Annotated in this window: 4 protein-coding genes; 3 read left to right on the top strand and 1 reads right to left on the bottom strand. The window is 71.8% G+C overall.

Annotated features, from left to right (window positions below; translation table 11 throughout):
• Positions 1-151: 151 nt before the first annotated feature.
• The gene (locus tag ACYVE9_RS16795; protein ID WP_283994321.1) at positions 152-826 is read right to left on the bottom strand and encodes a Crp/Fnr family transcriptional regulator; all 675 of its coding nucleotides are present in this window, start codon (positions 824-826) and stop codon (positions 152-154) included.
• A 348-nt stretch (positions 827-1,174) separates the two neighbouring features.
• Here ACYVE9_RS16795 and nth point away from each other — a divergent pair, with 348 nt between their 5' ends.
• The 3 genes from nth to ACYVE9_RS16780 all read left to right on the top strand — a co-directional run bounded on the left by nth (position 1,175) and on the right by ACYVE9_RS16780 (position 4,427).
• Positions 1,175-2,377 (top strand): endonuclease III, encoded by a 1,203-nt coding sequence (gene nth / locus ACYVE9_RS16790; protein ID WP_461028678.1) that lies wholly within the window; start codon positions 1,175-1,177, stop codon positions 2,375-2,377.
• Between the two features lie 46 nt (positions 2,378-2,423).
• Complete coding sequence (locus ACYVE9_RS16785) at positions 2,424-3,122, top strand: NUDIX hydrolase (protein WP_461028677.1); 699 nt, start codon at positions 2,424-2,426, stop codon at positions 3,120-3,122.
• 105 nt (positions 3,123-3,227) lie between these two features.
• On the top strand, positions 3,228-4,427 hold the full coding sequence (locus tag ACYVE9_RS16780) for a MarP family serine protease (protein ID WP_461028676.1): 1,200 nt from the start codon (positions 3,228-3,230) through the stop codon (positions 4,425-4,427).
• The last annotated feature ends 58 nt before the right edge of the window (positions 4,428-4,485 follow it).

Here is a 4,485-nt window from a genome sequence, read left to right as displayed (position 1 = left end):
GTCCCGGGCGACGGGCCGGGACGGGGGCGCAGCCGCAGGGCCTCGCACATGCCTGGTGCCTCCCTCGGGCGGAGGGAGGTACCAGGGTCGGACGTCACATCGGGCAGCGGCGGGCGGGCCCGCGGGCCTCACGGCCGGTGGCCCGACCGGGTCAGCGGGAGCGCTTGGCGAGCCGCTCGACGTCGAGCAGGATCACGGCGCGGGCCTCCAGCCGCAGCCAGCCGCGGCCGGCGAAGTCGGCGAGCGCCTTGTTGACGGTCTCCCGGGATGCGCCGACCAGCTGGGCCAGCTCCTCCTGGGTGAGGTCGTGCACGACGTGGATGCCCTCGTCGGACTGCACGCCGAACCGTCGGGACAGGTCCAGCAGGGCCTTGGCGACCCGGCCGGGCACGTCCGAGAAGACCAGGTCGGACATGGAGTCGTTGGTGCGGCGCAGCCGGCGGGCGACGGCCCGCAGCAGCGCGGTCGCCACCTCGGGGCGGACGTTCAGCCAGGGCTGGAGGTCGCCGTGGCCCAGGCCGAGCAGCTTCACCTCGGTGAGGGCCGTCGCGGTGGCCGTGCGCGGGCCGGGGTCGAAGAGTGACAGCTCACCGATGAGCTCACCGGGGCCCAGCACGGCGAGCATGTTCTCGCGCCCGTCGGGTGAGGTGCGGTGCAGCTTCACCTTTCCCTCGGTCACCACGTAGAGCCGGTCACCGGGGTCACCTTCGTGGAACAGGGCCTCGCCGCGGGCCAGCGTCGTCTCCGACATGGAGGCACGCAGCTCAGCCGCCTGCTCCTCATCGAGCGCCGCGAACAGCGGGGCGCGCCGCAGAACGTCGTCCACGAGTTCTCTCCTTGTCGACCTGCCCACAGGGTTGTGGCCCCCATGATGCCGGACGTTTGAAACAGTGCGATCAGTCACAAGTTTGACTCACTCGGGGTGTACGGGATGAGGCAGGGGTCCGATTGGGCTGTTAATCGGCCATGAGCGGGGCGAATGTTGGTGGCCCCCCTTACGCTGGCCGAGTGTCCAGTACCCGGTGAGCGCACACGGAAAGGGGGCCGGGAGGGTGAGCGAATCGGGTGATTCCGCTCTGGGTGAACGTATGCCCGACGGTCGGGCGCGGGTGTGCCGCGCCGGTGCTCCCGGGTGTGTCGGGGGCAGTCGGTGAACGAGGCGCCAAGGAGAGCAGTGACCGAGAAGTCCGCCCAGCAGCCCGCTTCGGAGCCGGCCGCGAAGAAGGCCGCGGCCGAGAAGACGGCCGCCGCGAAGACCGCCGCGAGGCAGACCCCGCCGAAGACCGCCCCCGCGGCCAGAGGGAGTGTCGCGCCCGAGGTCGCCGTCGCGGAGTCACCGGCCGAGGTCCCGGGAAAGCGGGCCGCCGCGAAGGCTCCGTCGAAGGCTCCGGTGAAGGGCGAGGCACCGGGGTCGGCGGGAAGCGGAGCCAAGAAGACGGCGGCGAAGAAGACGACGGCCAAGAAGGCGGCAGCCAAGAAGACGGCCGCGAAGACCACCCCGGCCAAGAAGGCCGCTGCCAAGAAGACGGCAGCTGCCAAGAAGACGGCAGCTGCCAAGAAGACCACCGCCGCGAAGAAGACCGCCGCTGCGGCGGTGCGGCCCGCGCGGCGGCAGGAGTCGCGGGATGCCATGGTGCGCAGGGCCCGGCGCATCAACAAGGAGCTCAGCGAGGTGTACTACTACGCGCACCCGGAGCTGGACTTCGAGAACCCCTTCGAGCTGCTGGTCGCCACCGTGCTCTCGGCCCAGACCACCGACCTGCGCGTCAACCAGACGACGCCTGCCCTCTTCGCCGCCTACCCCACGCCGGAGGACATGGCGGGGGCGGACCCGGAGCGGCTGGAGGAACTCATCCGGCCCACCGGGTTTTTCCGCAACAAGGCGAAGGCGCTGCTGGGCCTGTCCGCTGCGTTGCGTGACCGGTTCGGCGGCGAGGTGCCGGGCCGGGTCGACGATCTCGTCTCGCTGCCGGGTGTCGGCCGCAAGACGGCGTTCGTGGTGCTGGGCAACGCCTTCGGGGTGCCCGGCCTGACGGTGGACACCCACTTCGGGCGCCTGGTGCGGCGCTGGGGCCTGACCGAGCAGAGTGAGCCGGAGAAGGTCGAGGCGGAGATCGCGGAGATCATTCCAAAGAGCGAGTGGACGATGTTCTCGCACCGCACGATCTTCCACGGCCGCCGCGTCTGCCATTCCCGCAAGCCCGCCTGCGGTGCCTGCCCGATAACCGATCTCTGCCCCGCGTACGGCGAGGGTGAGACCGATCCGGAGAAGGCGAAGAAGCTGCTCAAGTACGAGATGGGCGGACTGCCCGGCCAGCGGCTGAAGCCGCCCGCCGACTACCCCGGTCAGCCCGCACCGCCGTTGGCGGCGCCATGAGCACCGCGCCACGCGGCGGCAGCGGTGTGCCCGCCGGGGGTCGCGAATGAGCCACGCACGTTCCGCGGACCATGCCGCCCGTAGCGTCGAGGTCAGCGACCAGGGGCTGCCCGACTGGCTGCGGCCGGTCGCGCGGGCAGCGGGGACGATCCGGCCGGAGCAGCTCAGCCGTTTCCTGCCGCCGGTCGACGGAGGTAGGCAGTCCGCGGTGCTGGTGCTGTTCGGAGCCACCACCGACGGGCCGCACCTGCTGCTGATGGAACGCGCCACCAACCTGCGCTCCCACCCTGGGCAGCCCTCGTTCCCCGGCGGCGCGCTCGACCCGGAGGACGGCGATCCGGAAGGTGACGGTCCGGTGCGGGCGGCGCTGCGGGAGGCCGAGGAGGAGACCGGGCTCGACCCGTCCGGCGTGCAGGTCTTCGGGGTGCTGCCGCGGTTGTACATCCCGGTCAGCCGGTTCGTCGTCACTCCCGTACTGGGGTGGTGGCGGGAACCGACACCGGTCGCGGCGATGGACACCGGTGAGACGGCCCGGGTGTTCACGGCGCCCGTCACGGAGCTGACCGACCCGGCCAACCGCGGCGTGGCCGTGCACCCCAGCGGCTACCGCGGCCCCTGCTTCCTGGTCAACGGCGCACTGGTGTGGGGGTTCACCGCCGGGGTGATCGACCGGCTGCTGCACTTCTCCGGCTGGGAGCACCCCTGGGACCGCAACCGGGACATCCCCCTTGACTGGCACGCATGAGAGCCGGCCCGGACGGGCCGGCACGGCAGGAGACGGTGCGCCGCACCGGACGCGCCGCCCCGGCAGGGGCGGCCCCACCGATGACCACTGGGCGAGGCTGACACCGTGAACATCCTGGACATACTGCTGGCGCTCGCCGCCGTATGGTTCGCGGTCATCGGCTACCGCCAGGGGTTCGTGGTCGGTGTGCTCTCGGTGATGGGTTTTCTGAGCGGCGGGCTCGTCGCCGTCCTGCTGCTGCCGCCGCTGTGGAGCAAGCTCACCGACAACACGCCGCCGGGCACCCTGGGAGCGGTGGCGGCGGTGGTGATCGTCATCGTGTGTGCCTCGATCGGGCAGGCCTTCACGACCCACCTGGGCAACAAGCTCCGCCGCTACATCACCTGGTCGCCGGCCCGGGCGCTGGACGCCACGGGTGGCGCGCTGGTCAACGTGGTGGCGATGCTGCTGGTGGCGTGGCTGATCGGTTCGGCGCTGGCGACCACGTCACTGCCCACGCTCGGCAAGGAGGTCCGCAGCTCGTCGGTGCTGCAGGGGGTGTCCCGGGCGATGCCAGGGCAGGCCGGTACCTGGTTCACCGGGTTCGGCACGGTGCTGGCGCAGAACGGCTTCCCGCAGGTGTTCTCCCCGTTCACCAGTGAACCGATCACCAACGTGCCGCCGCCGGACCCGTCGCTCGCCGTCAGCCCGGCGGTGGAAGAGGCCAAGCGGTCCATCGTCAAGGTCACCGGGACGGCTCCCAGCTGCGGCAAGTCGCTGGAGGGCACCGGTTTCGTCTTCTCGCGGGGCCGGGTCATGACCAACGCGCACGTGGTGGGCGGGGTCAGCGACCCCGCGGTGCAGGTGGGCGGTGAGGGCAGGCTGCACGAGGCGGTGGTGGTGCTCTACGACTGGGAGCGGGACATCGCGGTGCTGGATGTGCCCGGGCTGAAGGCGCCCGCGCTGGAGTTCGCCCCGGGTGACGCCACCACCGGCGATGACGCGGTCGTGGCCGGCTTTCCCGAGAACGGCGGCTTCGACGCCCGTTCGGCACGCGTCCGCGGCCGGGTGCAGGCCAACGGCCCGGACATCTACCACCGCGGCACGGTGCGCCGCGACGTCTACTCGCTGTACGCGACGGTGCGGCAGGGCAACTCCGGCGGGCCGCTGCTGACACCCGACGGGCGGGTCTTCGGTGTCATCTTCGCCAAGTCGCTGGAGGACCCCGACACCGGTTACGCGCTCACCAACGACGAGATCCTCGAGGACGTCACGCGCGGACGGGCCGCGAGAGGACCGGCCGACAGCCAGCAGTGCGCGATGTGACACCCCGCGGGCAACGGGCGCGCCGCCGGCTCCGGGGCGGCCCGGGGCGTGCGACGGG

The organism is Streptomyces sparsus (assembly GCF_054776295.1).
Note: the sequence above shows the minus strand (reverse complement) of the source record. Positions and strands in the feature narration are given on the sequence as shown.